Origin of the sequence: Klebsiella spallanzanii, from assembly GCF_902158555.1 — a bacterium.
Classification (GTDB): Bacteria; Pseudomonadota; Gammaproteobacteria; order Enterobacterales; family Enterobacteriaceae; genus Klebsiella; species Klebsiella spallanzanii.
On sequence record NZ_CABGGS010000047.1, the window covers coordinates 247370 to 261364 of the forward strand.

A 13995-nucleotide genomic window follows, 5' to 3' on the forward strand; every position below is an offset into this window, starting at 1 on the left:
ATGATGATGGTGTTCGGACTTTTTGTATTTGAACTCAGGACGCTGCCCTATCAGCAATTGCAGCTGTCTCGTAACTGGCGGCACGTTAAAAATGATCGTGTGGGCCGTAGTGCAAAATGGCAGTACGTTGGCGCTGGTGAGAACCAGCTGACGCTTGGCGGACTACTGTATCCTGAAATCACTGGAGGCAACCTGTCATTGGGTGCGGTCTCGACAATGGCTTACACCGGACTGGCCTGGCCGCTGATTGATGGCGTCGGCTCAATTTACGGGATGTATGTCATTACGGGGTTGCAGGAAACGCATCAGGAGTTTGATCGCTATGGTAAGGCGAAAAAAATTGAGTTCACGCTTTCGTTGCAGAGGGTTGATGAGGATATCCGGGAGCGGCTGCAAAGTTCCTCTGTCAGCGAGCTGATGGCAACCATAAAGGATGGGGTTGAAACTGCGTTGAATTAAGCCCAGGTGAAGCTTGATGGCCAAACGTCTTAAGCAGCAGCAAGAACATTTATGCATGCCTTAGATAAGATTCGGCCTAATACATCCATAGCAAAGAGGTATAACACTAAGCCAAACATAATCTTACAACAGTTCCATACCCAAGCGGGGTGAAAAACTAAAAAAGTTGGATAAATGCAACTAATGTTAAAAATAGTTAGCCTGGAAAGTCCTTTCGAGAGGAATCAAACTCAAGGACTCAGTAGGTAGCATTGAATCTAATGTTTTTTTTTCACTATACGTAAGGTATGATTTTACAACACAGCATACCTATAATCCTATCAATGATGCGTATATAAATCACTCAAAAGGAAATTTTATGTCCAGCTACTGCTTTTACTCTCAAGATGCATTAGCACTCGCTCAAAGTTCTGGGATCGATGTGCTTATCAATGATTATGCAGAGCAGCACAAAAAACAAACATACATTCTTTGCAGACCATTATCTAATGAGGATGTAATATATGATTACGATAAGGCAATAGCTGTATTTTCGTCTGGCATAAAACCTTTTTTCATAGATATTGGCAACAATTTAGAATTATTTGAAGAATATCAGGAAGATTTTCTTGAGGATGTTTCATTCTTAGCTGAGAAATTCAAATATAGAGAAAAAATTGGTAGGAAAAAATCATGGCAAAGCTTATTCGTTTCACTTCCCATAGATGATCTTGACTTCAGTAAATTAGAAGTTGAAACTAAAGAAAGTCGAGTGATTGACCTAATAATTTCACTCATCGTTGGAAGTATTAATGACACCTCTAGAATAAATCTGGAAGCGAGTAACCTGTTAGATACAATTAAGTCTAAAATTATCTTATTTGACACCGATCAAACGAGATTTGTTTTCCAAAGTGGATTTGGGAAAAAAAGTGTAATTCAGGGATTAGCTGGCTCTGGTAAAACAGAGTTATTATTACATAAGTTGAAAGAAATCTATTCTAAAAATCCGGATTCTAAAATTGCCTTTACATGTTTCAATAAAATCCTCGCATCGACAATGAGAACAAGGATTCCTGAATTTTTCGATTTTATGCGAGTTGAAAAACAGATTGAATGGGGCACAAAACTTTTTTGCTTCAACTCTTGGGGTTTGACTAAAGATCCTCTCTCTGGAATGTATAGATACATTTGCCATTTTTATGAAATCCCATTTGGTGGTTTTGGAAACGGAGACTTTGACTTCCTTTGCAAGAAAGCCATTGCAGATATAAATAATAGCGGACGCTCAGATAAAAAGGCTCTTGATTATATCTTTATCGATGAAAGTCAAGACTTCCCGCAAAGTTTCATTGATCTCTGTGAAATGGTAACATCTAAAAAGCTGTACGTTGCCGGAGATGTTTTTCAAAATATTTTCATGCCAATAAATGATAATGTAAATCGGGCCGATATCGTTCTTAAAAAATGTTATCGCACAGATCCAAAAAATTTAATGTTTTCACATGCTTTGGGAATGGGTCTTTATGAAGAGCCTGTTCTACGATGGTTAAAAGAGGCTGAGTGGGATTCTTGTGGCTATAAATATAACAAAATAGGCAATAGAGTTGAATTGTCAAGAGATCCGCTAAGGCGCTTTGAAGATATTCCAAAAGATTATAAAAGCACAACTCTACATTTGATGGAGAGGACCGATAATGGACCAGATAAAATAATTGAAATAATAAAAGATATTAAACACCGCAATCCTACCTTAGCAGAAGGCGACATAGCTGTTATATTCCTTGATTCCAGTGGATATATATATGATTACATTCAATCTCTAAAATTTAAAATTAAGCAACAACTTGGCTGGGATTCTAATATCTCACATGAAACAAAAGCCAAACAAGATGGTAAATTGTTCATTTCGAACATTAATAACGCTAAAGGTCTAGAGTTCCCTTTTGTAGTTTGTTTTGCCATGAAACTGGTTAAAAGATCAAACTTCCGAAATGCACTCTATACTATGATGGCACGGTCATTTCTCGAAAGCCATCTAGTTTTAAATGATGATAAAGAAAATCCATCGATGCCAACTATTCTTGAAGGCTTACATTTCCTAAATAACAATAATTACATGAATGTAAGACTACCCTCTGAAGAAGAAATAAGAAATCAAAAAGATTTCATTGTGTTGGATGAGTCTATTTCTATACCTAAACTAGTAAAAGCCTATTGCTCAGACAAGAGAGCATCACCTTTATTAATTGCCAAAATAATTGACAAGGTTGAAAGAATGATTTCAGAAGATGATGATGACGTTGATGGAGAATACATTAAGAGCCTGATTGGACTAGAATATGAAAGGAATAGAAAAAAATGAGCCAATATCTATTCAATAACATACCCGGCGAATATTTTGATAAATTTCGCCCTGTTAGAGATGTGTTTTCTAATTTAGAAAACCTTCTTGTGATTGCGGAAATCGTGAACACTTGCCATAGTTCATGGAATAAAAAAACAAATGATTTTGATTTACTAATAACAACTGGCACTCACAAAAGAATACTTATAAGAAAACCAGATGGTTTTTTTACAATGAACCTTCCCTTTCAGGTAATAGAGTTTGAAGAAAACATCAGCTTTAATTATGACGCCTATGGATTAGCAGTTAATGCCGAGTTCATTTCTAGATGCAGGAATGTTATTACAACTTGCGATAATGGATTCTTTTCTCACGAGGCAATAGCTGTTGATTTATGTGATAACTTTGATGGAGACATGCAACAAGCTATACATTACTCTGATGCAATTTCAGCCTTACTATTATTAGACCATGGATATTTTAGGTTTGATGATGATCCAATAAGGGTTAATGGTAAAATACATCCAAGATATCATTTCGATTTCTTCTGTAATAATTCAACAAATGTGAAGATTGGCTCTAATACTCGGATAGAAGATTCGTTTTTTTTGAACTTATTTGATGTTAATAAAGATCGACCTTATCTTGCTTAAATCATAGGCGCTCAATTGAGCGCCTATCTTATTTTATAATATTGATTATTAAAAAATCACTCGATAACCACAAGCATAATATTAGCTGAATTATATTATTATACCAATTAAAAAACATAGAATGTCACTTTCTATTGTGTGCTATATGTGAAAACTTTCAGGTTAAGTTTGTAAGGATACATGTCTGATACTAGCAGATATCGGCAAACACGGTCATTACTGACCGTGTTTTGTTATGCTGAGCGTATCCACATGCAGAGGCTAACATATTCGTTAGTCACATCAATCGACTCATTTGTGGATTCCGTTAAGCCCTTCATATCAGTGTAAGTCCCATCAGTGAGGGCTAGCGGACCGCTTTTCTGGTTATCTGTGCCGTGTGTCGTGTTTGGATCCCATGTAGCCCCCGGCGATCGGTCGCCAGACCGATGCCAGTGCGGCGGGAGATTATTGGCTTCAATTTTGACCTTATTACTGCCGCCGGTCACACCATAATGAGAGCCAATCCTAACAACCCTATTCGCAAAGGTTTCGCTTAAGTCAGTCCATGTCTGCCAGGGAAACCGCACAGCCGGACTTTGCTCACCTGAGATAACGATCCCAACGTAAAAAATGGCGTCAACAATAGCTCTGTAGGCTGCTCCGTCGCTGTTGAGTCCCAGCACCTTGAGGGCTTCGGATGTATCGCTCAGATCGGAAAGATTATTTTCTTTCAGAAGTGCGCCGGTGATGCGCGAGTCATTTCCTGCGGCTACCGTTCCCACCTCTGTTCCAACGTCCCGCGTGGCTGAGTTTCCCAGTTCCAGATTTTCCCGCGCCTCGCCAATGTCGGCTAAATCTAACAGGTTCAGGGCACGGCGGAGATAGCGTTTATCACCCGTTTCCTGCGTGAGAGTGGCAAGCGCCGGATCGATAATGAGCTGCACACTTGAGCTGTGCGTCAGTGTCAGCACCAGCGTCAAAATGATCTCTTTGATGATTGAATCCGATTGCGCCGGGAGGTATGTCGCCGGATAAGCGCCGTAAGCAATGAGCGTTCCCTTCGCACTGACCAGCCCCGCCTCTCTGAGCGTCTTACCCGGATAATCCCGGCAGTTGATAACAATCTGACCGCTGATAAACCCCTCATAGCTTGAATCAGAATCAAAGGTTTCACGGCCAAACTGACCAAAAAGCGCCGTCACCGCCGCTAGGTCGTCGGGATCGTTTGGTAAAATCACGCCGCCACCATCACCGATCAGCACGGCGGTAATATCCACGACTTCTCCCGCCTGATATGCAGCTTCAATTTCGGCGGCGCCTGCCGTGGTTAGTGTCAGTCCTGTTGCCATAGTCTTTCCTCTGCTTCAATGCCATACACGCTAGCAAGACGATCATAAAAATCTTCACTGACAGTTTTGCTGTCGGCATCAATATCACTTTCAACGGGATGAATAACTCCCGCAGCCTGGAGCATTTGCAGGTATTCCAGGAAAAACTCATCGGTCTGGCAAAATCCGATAAGGCTTTTAATTTGATTGAATGTTTTCATAACTTATTCGTTATCCAGTTACCGGGTAAATCTGTGAAATCGTCCAGGCTTGTGCAGTTGTAGAACGCGTAATAATGCGCTGTGACATTTGGCACTTTGTCCATAAATACCTGGCCCTTACCTGTGAGGGCAGAGCATCCCCTGAATGTGGCCGTCGTGGTGACAATCGTCGAATAACTGCTGAGGTTGAATATCGTGCTGACGTTGGTTCTCAGCTGCACGCAGCCATCAAACAGATAGCCGATTGTCGTGGCCGGTAAGTTATTCATTAGACCGGCCCCGACCTCTTCCAGTGCGACGCACTCGGCAAACACATTAGTGAATGTCGTGGCGTTGATACTGGCGACAAAAAGACCGGCAGGCACTGAGCGCAGGTTTTTACATCCCCTGAAGGTCTGGCCGTATGCCGTCACCAGCGGGTTACCACTGAACAGATTTTCCGGTATTTCCACCACGCCGGTATTCTGGAACGTTGCGCCAAATGCGGTGATAAGCGGGCACGATGCAAACAGCGACGGCGGAATGTTCACCAGTGCCGCGCAGCCGTAGAACGTAGAACCGGCACTGATCAGCAGGGTGTTATATTTCAGTAAATCAGCAGGCAATACCGCCAGCGCAGTACAGCCGGAGAACGTCAGCGTCAGGGAAGTCAGGTTGACACAACCCGCAAACAGATCGGACGGCAGCGCGGCCAGCGCGGTACAGTCCTGGAAGGTGCTCCCCATTGCCGTCAGAGCAGTCAGATCGCTGAACAGCTTTTCAGGCAGTACGGCAAGGCTGGAGCACTGGTTAAACAGGCCGGTGACATTCGTCACTTTGCTGCATCCTGCAAACATATCCCCGGCCAGCGATACCAGCGCCGTACAGCCCGTAAATGTATAGGTCAGGTTAGTCAGTGAACTACAGTCACGGAATGCCCCGGCCCCGATGCTTTTCAGGGATGTACATTGGGTGAATGCATAATAGAACGTCGTGACCAGTGATTTACCTGCAAAGGCCTCTGCTCTGACGGTCGTCAGGGAAGAGCAGGCATAAAAAGCCCGGTCAAAGCTCGTTACCTTGTTGCAGTCCACAAACGACGGTAGCGCTTTTAATGCTGTGCAACTATGGAAGACGCTGGCAAAGGTAGTTGCACTGACACACCCCTCAAAAATATCATCGCCCACTTCTTCCAGAACACGGCAATAGTAAAAAGCGGAGGAAAATGTCTGCGCAAGTGCACAGCCAGAAAACACGGCTTTTCCCGCTTTTACCAGTGAAGAGCAGCCGGAAAAAACCGTTCCAAAATAGTTAGCCAGAGGTAAATCCTTAAAGAACTCATCGGGCACAGAAAGCAGTTGTGTGCATCCACTGAATGCCCCGCCGAAATGCGTGGCTTTCAGGCAGTTGCGGAACAGGCGCGGCGGTAGCTGCGTCAGCGCCGTGCAACTCCTGAAAATCGCCGTAAAGACGCCACCAGGCACATCGCTGAATAAATCTGGTGACAATGTTGTCAGCGCGCGGCATCCATCGAAGGTATAACCGAAGCCATTTCCACTGACACACCCGTCAAAAATGCCCGTCCCGGTATCGATAAGGGATATACATCCCGAAAACGCACTGGTGAAATTCGTCGCAGCAGCACAGCTCCGGAATGTGTTTTTGCCAGCACTCAGCAGCCGCGTGCAGTTCTCAAACACTGAGGTGAATAGCGTCACCTGAGATAATTCGCTGAACAGCCCATCAGGAACAGCAGCCAGTGCCGTGCAGCCATAAAACGCCGCTGAGAAATCTGTGACACCAGTAAACCGCGCGAATAAACCCTCAGGTAGTTCAGTCAGCGACGTGCAGCCCCGGAAAACAGAGGTACATTTCTGGATATTTGGCAGATCGTCAAAAGCCCCTGCATGGACCTTGTTAAGACCGGTTGCGCCACTCGCGAAAGAAACAAGATTATCCCTTTCTCCTGTCAGGAGAATGATTTCCTGCACAGGGTTCAACGTGACTGAAACGTTACCCGACGTGCGCTGGAAACTGGCGGTTTCTGTGTTCTTAACCGTTATTGTGTACTCTTCTCCCTCTACAACGTCACGCGTCGGAATAACCCAGCCGTACACAGCACTGGCAGCATCAAAACGGTATTCCCGGCTGTCTGTTCCGTCGCCATAATCAATCGTGAAATCCTCATCCATGCGCACGTAGAACAACGGACGGCTTGCATTGTCGATGCGGGTGATGAACTTCATCACCGCGACCACTTTCACGTTGATCACCGCGCTGACGCCATTAGTCGTCGTGACGGTGACCGAACAGGTGCCCCGCTTTACGCCCGTAACCAGAATAGCGCCGTTGACTATTCTGGCGGTCGCAATTGTTTTATCCGACGTGGTTACCGTAAAGGTTTTATCTTCCGCGTATTCGGGGAGAATTGTCACCGTGACCGTTTCTGCGTCCCCGGGGGCCAGATTCAGCTCGTAGCGGGATAAAACCACCTGCAACGGGACAAAGCGCGGCGTGATTTTCTCCGTTGCGTACATGTAACCGGCCGCATATGAGGTTCCCTGAAGTCGGCCAAATACATGAACGGAAAACCAGCTGCGCAGGTTCCTGGCGCGCAGCACCGCCAGTTTCAGATCCTGCTGGTCGTATTCCGTCACCGGCAAATCGTTCTGATAAACGTTCAAACGAAAGGTATACGGATCCCCTTTCGGGTTCTGATTGAACCATTCAACAATATCCGTCCCAAAAGGACTGTCCACCAGGGCATGACGGACGGCGGCGACCGTGCCGCGATGGCGGTGGATGTAGTGGGCGCGCTTGATCGCATCGCGTTTTTTTTGCTCTGACCAGTTAATATTCCAGGTATCAACCTGATATTCCCACGCCAGCCATGGCAGGAGCGCCAGCGGGCAGCTGTCAGGATCTTTCACCCAACGGATCAGATATACCGGCAACCTCTCCAGCGCGGCGGCGCTGGCCCTGTCGATGGCCCGCTCCACGGCGGTGGCGTTGGGTGGCAGAATGCTGGCGGGATAATTAGCGGTCATAGTCCATCACCACAAGATTGATTTTCACAGAGGTGCAATGAGGCGCTTCGCCCATCGTCGCCACGACGTCGGCTGCCGGTGAATGCAAATCGACAGTGACAACGCCGTCCTGATGCAGCGCCCCGTCGATGCCCGACCGCGCAGCGGTGGCGTTGATGAGATGCACAGAGGCGGTGTATTCGTTCAGTGCTGCGGTGGCTTTTTCCAGCACCGTGGCGGTGTCCACGCCGTAAGGGACGTAAATGTCAGCAACCACCTGATAATTCACAATCACAGCGGAACGGACGTAATCAGCCACATAATCCGTAATCGGGCGCACGTCTTCCGGGTTTACCGCCGACAGGACTTTATCGAGCAGCGCCTGCGAGGCGGATCCATCCCCGGTGCGTGACAGCACGTAAAGGAAAACGCGGCCCTCCTGATCATGCGTCTCCGGGCCATAGGCGCGCACGTCGAGCACATCCGCATCAGCGCCGCGCGCAAAGTAGTGATAGGCATTACGGGCGCCCGCCGTGCTCAAGCGCGCCCATGAGAGCAGCGTGCGGGCGCGCAGCTCTTCGTCGCTTTCGTATACGGCGTCCGCCTCGTCGGTGGCTTCAGTAATCAGCAGACGTTCAGTGTCAAAATTACCCGAGACCTGATCGAGATCCGCCCCCAGGGCGCTGGAAAGCAGCACCGCGCGCACGGCTTCATTGATACGTTGCAGCAGATGGATCTCGCGATAGGTGAATGCCTGAGCCAGTGCCGCCATCGGTTCAGATTCCAGCAACAGCGCAGCAGACACAGAAGCCTGAAGTTCCGCAGGCATGGCCGCCACGATAAGCGCCCGGATATCAGTCAGCACCGTTTCAAAATCGGGCACCTCGACGATATCAGGTTGCGGGATCTGAGATAAATCGACGGACGTTTGCACACTAGCTCCTTAACCTGATGGTGTTGCTGGTTTCTGTCATGGTTTCCGTGATGGTGCCGCTCAGCTCGGCGGTCACTGCGCCTGTTTCCGAAAACACCACGTTGACGGTGGTCAGACTGATCCGCGGCTCCCACTGCGCCAGCGCAATGGCGGCGGCGCCCATCAGCTGCATGCGGGTGACGGCGTTCTGCGGCGCATCGAGCAAATCAGGGATCGCGCTGCCAAAGTCCCGGCGCATCACACGGGAGCCGGTTGGCGTGGTCAGGATTTTTGTCACGGACTGCCAGAGCTGATCGTGATCGGTCAGCGCGCCGGTGCCTTCCGGGTTCATCCCGGTGTAACTGGCTGTCATCGCGTGCCCTCCGTCCAGCTTCCGCCGGTCTGAACCCTGCCATGACCGTGGCTGTCAACCTGGACACCGTTGGACGTTAACGCACCGTTGCTGTGAGTCACATCACCGGCCATCGTGCCGCCGTGGGTCAGTTCGAAAGTGCGCGCTTTAAGTTTTTCTGTGCATACCACCTCGGGCGCGTCCAGCGTGACGCGGGTTTCTGCCTGGATATGCGCGGTTTTAATGCCGGTCACGGCCAGCGCTCCGGCATCGTCGGCTGCGTCGTAATACAGGCGAGCGCCATCCGGTGCGGTGATGATGATTTCCAGCAGGCTGCTGCCCGTTGGCGGATTATCTGCGCTGTATGCAGAGCCAATCACAAACGCGTTTTCAGGGTTGCCGCCCGGGCAACCGATCCAGACCTGCTCCCCTATGGAGGGCGGCAGCCAGATGCTGAACGCCCCGGCGCGGGTGACATTCCAGCGGATCCAGGTGGTCAGCAGCCTGCCGGAGCGAACGCGCACCGCTTTCTTGTCCGCGCTGATTTGCTCCACCACACCCTGGCGCAGAATGTTTTCCAGCAGGCGCATCAGCTCGGCATTCATGACGCGCCGCCCAGACTGCTGATAGCGGCGTTTTCCGTAGCGATCAGGTCTGCCGGAGTCATGCCCAGCAGTTCGCGCACCGGGTACTGTGCGTAAGCGCCCGGACCAACTTCGTCTTTGAGGCCGTACTGGTGAATACGAGCAATGCGCGCAGCGATGCCGTCAAATCCAACAGTGACGCCGCCCGCGTCCGGTCTGACCTTCATAAAACGCAGGGTGCGCAGGCGGGTAAACATCGGCGCTTTTTTTGTCTCCGTCTGCGTCGCTGATTGCGTTTTGATTTCCAGATACCGCTCGATATCGGCCCGGTAGAAGGTACGTATATCACGGCGCTTCTCATCAAATCCCGTGATCGTCCGGCCATATTTACCGCGCCCGCCCCGCCAGTTTTTCAGCGCCCGCACCTCGTTATTCCAGAAGAACTTGATCCCCTGCTGGGTGCGGTAAACTTTGCGGCGGCGCACGGCATAGCCGCTGCCGTCCGGGTTTTTCTGTGACGCGATACGGCGCTGCTGACTGCGGCGCACTGCCAGGCCAATTTTGCGCGCGGTACGGGTGCGCCCCGCCGGGCTGACGCCGTCGAGAATGTCCTGAAAGATTTGATCCAGCTCGCTGAACATGCGATCGCTCACGCTCTGGCCTCCTGAAGCATGCCTTCAAATACCAGTCCCCAGCCAGAGGCGTGAGGGACCAGCACGCGCGGGCGCGGCTCCGGCAAATGCTCAGCATACGGCACGCCGTTTTCATCCAGCTGCACCAGTACCCGCTGACGCACCGGCAGCTCAAACATCAGATCGGCGGTGTCGTCGTTGTTAATCAGCGTGGTGAATTTAATCTGCTGGTTTTTATCGGGGTTCAGCAGCAGATCGGGCTGATTAAACCAGAGCCAGGCCATCAGCGGCAGCGTGAAGTCGTCAATACTCCCGGCGTAGTTCATGACGAACAGAACCAGAGAATAGCGGTACATGAATGACGGCGTTTCACCGGTGGTTTCAATGCCACCCTCTTCAACAAACACCGTCCAGGCCTCCGGGTTCGCCCGGCACCAGGTGTTTGCTTTCTCAATGGCGGCGCGGAGTGTGTTTATCTTCAGCATTTATGGCTCCTTTCGGGTGTTCTGGCGCAGGCTGTCCCACTGGCGGATCGCCGCTTTGTCAGCATTGCAGGCATCAAGTGCATCCATCAGCCTGTCGCTGAATATTGCCACCGCGCCCCAGGTCACCGGCTCATCCAGCGCCGGGCGCGGCGTCTCTTCGGTCAGGCTCTCCGGGACGGGTTCACGGTTCAGCTGAATGACCGTCGCGGGCGGTGCGTTTTTGCAGGCTGCGGCTGATAACGTCAGGCACAGGAGCAGCAGCGCACGTGTCACCATTGATCGCGGCCTGCATGGCTTCACGTCGGCGCTCCCCTTCTGCATTACGCTGTTGCTCACGGACTTTTACCTCTGCCAGTAACTTATGGGTTTGTATGGCGGTCGCCTTCACTTCCTTGATAACCTGGTCGTAGCCGGTCGCCGTTTCGGTCAGCAACTTGTTGCGGGTCCTGGCCTCGCTCAGCTGGTCGGTCTGCCACCAGACAGCAGCTAGAAGGACAAGCATCACAATCACACTGCCCGCCCTCATGACGGCGTACTCAGGCCCAGCAGGCACCAGGCTTTAAAATCGTTGCGCCGGTTAACCAGTCCGGGGGAGCGCTTACCGCCCGCATTGACAAAATCAGTCAGCCTGTTGCACATCTGCGGCCATTGCCTGACCTGAGCATGCTTCCAGATCGTGGTTCTCTGCTTGCGTCCGTTTTTATCGGTGAACCACATCAGCCCGGTGCAGCCCAGATTCAGGGCGGCATCCGTCATGGCCTCAAAGGTGAGCTGCGGCATGTCGGCGCCGTGGAAATTGTTATTGATGCAGTTTTCTGCCCGTTGCAGATCGTTGATCCAGCGCCGCGCTATTTCCTGGTTGCTGTATTCGCGGTTTTCCACGCCGCCCGTGGAGCCGATACCAATGGTCAGAGCACCCGCCGTGCAGTAATAAGGCGTGCTGCGGCAGTCTTCCCAACCGGCAATTTTCTGCTGCCCTTCTTTCGTCGTTCTGACGCTTCCGGGTGCCAGTGAAATGCCCAGGGCCACAATCACCGCAATCGAACATTTTTTGATGATGTTCTTCATGTCGGGTTATCCCCGTGCAGTTGCTCCAGCAGTTGCCGTTCGCGGTCCGACAGGTTGCGGGTTTCCGCCTGGCGGAGAATCTGCTCTATCAAATCGTTGCGGCGCTGGCTGGCCTGCTCAATGCGGCGGCGGTGAATAGCCAGACGGACGGCGGAAACAATCCCCAGAAGAAGTCCAGCCAGCGCCAGCTTTTCGCTGACGGTCATCACGCCCACGCCGGTCACCAGGGCGGATGTTGCAAACGCAAAATATTCGTTAATACGATCCAGAGTCATTCCCATAACTGGACGGTTACCCGTTCCACCTCGCTGGTTATCACGGGCATTTCGATCTCCTGCCCGGCATTCAAAAATATCTGGTTGCTCAGTCCCGGATTGGCTTCGAGCACCTTCTCCGTGACACCTGCGGTTTTGCCGTAATGACGCCAGCAGAGCTGATCAACCGTGTCGTTTTGCAACGCCCTGACTTTCATCAGAACAGCTCCGCATAGATACGGGCTTCTTCCCGAATGTCAGCGATACTCCAGCGCCCGTCCCGCCATAGATCGTCGATCTGCCTGTCCAGGGCCTCCGCATCCTTGTCGCCCTTTGGCGTGGTGCCGACGTCCCTGTAACCTTCCAGTACGCTGGCGCGCGTGAAGGAGTAGACCGCGCGTCGGAAGCGATAAACTTTTGCGCTTTCGCCGTTAATCTGCTCGACAGGTTCACCGGCGGAAGTCAGCAGTACAGAAACCAGTGACTCCGCGCCTTCCGCTTCCCTTTGCTTGCGCCAGTCCTTCAATTGATCCGCGACATGCAGCGCGGCCTCCGTTGCCATATGCATTAATCGGGATGTTGTAATGTCACCGGCGATGCGGGCAGCCAGGCGCAGATCGTGGAGTTTTACTGTCGGCCAGAAAGTGCCGATGGCAATCTGTGCGCCGCCGTCGTCCACGTCTGTCACATCACTTTCAGCAGGTCTGACGGGGCGCTGTGCGATAAAACTCATCGTCGTTTCTCCGGTAGGTCAGGCGGTGGGCGTCCGGTAAAAAGACCGCATTACGGGCAGATCGCCGGGCGCGCCGCCTGTGGCGCGGGGCCAGTTCATTACGCTCAGGCGTTTACTTTGTGGCGGTTTTCGTTGTCTTTTTTGCCGCCGTTTTGCGGGTGGCTTTTTGAGTGCCGGCCGCCGTTTTCGTCTGCTTGCGCGTTCGTGTTGTTTTTTCTGCTGCGGGTGTTTCGGTTGCCGCTGTATCACTGGATGAAGGCTCATCTTCCGCATCACCACTCGCCGTGCTGGTCTGCGGCGCCTTCTTCAGCGCGCTGACCAGAGAGGCGATCTCCCGTTTCACGCCTGCGCCCGGGTTCAGGCTCATGGCTTCCCGGAACAGTTTCAGCGCTTCGCCTTTGGTTTCCGCGTCTTCCGTGTCGCGACGGCAAAACGCCCTCACCTTGCACAGCTTCGCGCGGACCTCATCCGGCATATCACTGTCAGCCACAATTTCGGCCAGCTCGTCCAGCATGGGGATATAGACTGACAAATCGGCTCCGGCGTCCGTGGTGGCGAGGTTAAGAATGGGATTGCAGATTTCCTCGGTCAGCACCGTGGGTGCTGGGCGGCGATAGTTGTCATCCGGCATGCTCAGGCCATGCTTAACGACATAGCGCCCGATGCGCAGCGCCAGTGCATAGTCGGAGCAGTCCACCGCCCAAACCATCAGCGTAGTGATAACCGGATCGGCGCGTCCGCTGTCGCCCTCGATAGTTCCGTCAATCCATCCCTGAAACTCAGGAAGGATGCTGGCCTTTACAGCGGCCTTCGCCTGGCGGGACTGGATCTGGCTCAGCGAGGATTTATGCATATGCAGGCGAAAGAGGATCTGCTCATGCGCGGTGCGCGTCTCCGCGTCACGCTCATCACTGGAGCCTCGCCTCTCTGCCATGACCTTCTGAAAGTGTCTTTGTGCCGGTGTCAGCATGGGTTCATTCTCCTGGGCGGGCTTGCTGCC

General features: G+C 51.2%; 17 protein-coding genes. 3 read left to right on the plus strand and 14 right to left on the minus strand.

Going from position 1 to position 13995, the window contains the following annotated elements; genetic code table 11:
- The 3 genes from FN082_RS29475 to FN082_RS29485 all read left to right on the plus strand — a co-directional run bounded on the left by FN082_RS29475 (position 1) and on the right by FN082_RS29485 (position 3438).
- On the plus strand, positions 1–459 hold the full coding sequence (locus tag FN082_RS29475; protein ID WP_142982859.1) for a phage tail protein: 459 nt from the start codon (positions 1–3) through the stop codon (positions 457–459).
- Between the two features lie 358 nt (positions 460–817).
- Positions 818–2803: a DEAD/DEAH box helicase gene (locus tag FN082_RS29480; RefSeq protein ID WP_075648441.1), complete on the plus strand. Its 1986-nt coding sequence runs from the start codon at positions 818–820 to the stop codon at positions 2801–2803.
- Complete coding sequence (locus tag FN082_RS29485) at positions 2800–3438, plus strand: hypothetical protein (protein WP_009486476.1); 639 nt, start codon at positions 2800–2802, stop codon at positions 3436–3438. Before FN082_RS29480 ends, FN082_RS29485 begins: the two co-directional genes overlap by 4 nt.
- Before the next feature lie 233 nt (positions 3439–3671).
- On the opposite strand, the gene FN082_RS29490 is transcribed toward FN082_RS29485, so the two are convergent.
- From FN082_RS29490 to gpM, 14 genes are all read right to left on the minus strand, one after another.
- Positions 3672–4769, minus strand: coding sequence for a phage tail-collar fiber domain-containing protein (locus tag FN082_RS29490; RefSeq protein WP_142982860.1), 1098 nt, complete (start codon positions 4767–4769; stop codon positions 3672–3674).
- On the minus strand, positions 4754–4969 hold the full coding sequence (locus FN082_RS29495) for a hypothetical protein (protein WP_142982861.1): 216 nt from the start codon (positions 4967–4969) through the stop codon (positions 4754–4756). The genes FN082_RS29490 and FN082_RS29495 overlap by 16 nt, the downstream gene beginning before the upstream one ends.
- On the minus strand, positions 4966–7995 hold the full coding sequence (locus tag FN082_RS29500) for a phage tail protein I (protein ID WP_142982862.1): 3030 nt from the start codon (positions 7993–7995) through the stop codon (positions 4966–4968). Before FN082_RS29500 ends, FN082_RS29495 begins: the two co-directional genes overlap by 4 nt.
- On the minus strand, positions 7985–8908 hold the full coding sequence (locus FN082_RS29505; RefSeq protein ID WP_142982863.1) for a baseplate assembly protein: 924 nt from the start codon (positions 8906–8908) through the stop codon (positions 7985–7987). Before FN082_RS29505 ends, FN082_RS29500 begins: the two co-directional genes overlap by 11 nt.
- A 1-nt stretch (position 8909) precedes the next feature.
- Entirely contained in the window at positions 8910–9260 is a 351-nt protein-coding gene (locus FN082_RS29510; RefSeq protein WP_024359484.1) for a GPW/gp25 family protein, read from the minus strand.
- Positions 9257–9844, minus strand: coding sequence for a phage baseplate assembly protein V (locus tag FN082_RS29515; RefSeq protein WP_142982864.1), 588 nt, complete (start codon positions 9842–9844; stop codon positions 9257–9259). The genes FN082_RS29510 and FN082_RS29515 overlap by 4 nt, the downstream gene beginning before the upstream one ends.
- Positions 9841–10476, minus strand: coding sequence for a phage virion morphogenesis protein (locus FN082_RS29520; RefSeq protein ID WP_142982865.1), 636 nt, complete (start codon positions 10474–10476; stop codon positions 9841–9843). Before FN082_RS29520 ends, FN082_RS29515 begins: the two co-directional genes overlap by 4 nt.
- Positions 10473–10940: a phage tail protein gene (locus tag FN082_RS29525; protein WP_142982866.1), complete on the minus strand. Its 468-nt coding sequence runs from the start codon at positions 10938–10940 to the stop codon at positions 10473–10475. Before FN082_RS29525 ends, FN082_RS29520 begins: the two co-directional genes overlap by 4 nt.
- On the minus strand, positions 10941–11216 hold the full coding sequence (gene lysC, locus FN082_RS29530; protein ID WP_052698708.1) for an Rz1-like lysis system protein LysC: 276 nt from the start codon (positions 11214–11216) through the stop codon (positions 10941–10943). It lies immediately after the preceding gene.
- A gap of 246 nt (positions 11217–11462) precedes the next feature.
- Positions 11463–12008, minus strand: a complete 546-nt coding sequence (locus FN082_RS29540; RefSeq protein ID WP_142982868.1) for a lysozyme — start codon at positions 12006–12008, stop codon at positions 11463–11465.
- Positions 12005–12289, minus strand: a complete 285-nt coding sequence (locus tag FN082_RS29545; protein ID WP_032432781.1) for a hypothetical protein — start codon at positions 12287–12289, stop codon at positions 12005–12007. Before FN082_RS29545 ends, FN082_RS29540 begins: the two co-directional genes overlap by 4 nt.
- Entirely contained in the window at positions 12280–12480 is a 201-nt protein-coding gene (locus tag FN082_RS29550; protein WP_004131559.1) for a tail protein X, read from the minus strand. Before FN082_RS29550 ends, FN082_RS29545 begins: the two co-directional genes overlap by 10 nt.
- Positions 12480–12995 carry a head completion/stabilization protein gene (locus tag FN082_RS29555; RefSeq protein ID WP_142982869.1) on the minus strand — a complete coding sequence of 172 codons (516 nt, stop codon included), beginning with the start codon at positions 12993–12995 and terminating at the stop codon, positions 12480–12482. Before FN082_RS29555 ends, FN082_RS29550 begins: the two co-directional genes overlap by 1 nt.
- 112 nt (positions 12996–13107) lie before the next feature.
- On the minus strand, positions 13108–13965 hold the full coding sequence (gene gpM, locus FN082_RS29560) for a phage terminase small subunit (RefSeq protein WP_142982870.1): 858 nt from the start codon (positions 13963–13965) through the stop codon (positions 13108–13110).
- Positions 13966–13995: the final 30 nt, after the last annotated feature.